Here is a 409-nt window from a genome sequence, read left to right as displayed (position 1 = left end):
GCGGTGGTGAAAAAACAGATGAGCAAATTATGGAAAAACAAGCGGATGAGCTTGAAAAGCAAGCTGCGAAAGGCTCTGATAGTGAAAAACCAAAGCTGAGCTATTGCGGTATTAATTGCTTTAATATTAGCGGGCAAGTGAAAGGCTATCCGCTTACCATAGAGATGCAGCGTGAAGGTCTGATTGATTGGAAAATCGTTGATATCGTTTTGCCTTAAATATCTGCCTTGTAAGACAATTTATAGAAAAACCGCCACATAAATTAATTATATGGCGGTTTTTTTATCAGTATTAAGATATGCATTACTTAATACATTCTCCATTAGTAACTGTTTTATATATCTACCTGAGCTATTGCACACCCAAAAATTCTAAAAACTCAGGACTTTCAAAGCTCGCTTGAAACAGT

At 36.4% G+C, this 409-nt stretch carries 1 pseudogene; it reads left to right on the top strand.

Annotated elements, in window-relative coordinates:
- Nucleotides 1-218, top strand: a pseudogene (locus CAN34_RS13810) (hypothetical protein); the annotation flags it as partial.
- Nucleotides 219-409: the final 191 nt, after the last annotated feature.

This window comes from Psychrobacter sp. DAB_AL32B (assembly GCF_002224105.1).
Classification (GTDB): domain Bacteria; phylum Pseudomonadota; class Gammaproteobacteria; order Pseudomonadales; family Moraxellaceae; genus Psychrobacter.
This window is presented reverse-complemented; position numbering and strand designations above follow the sequence as displayed.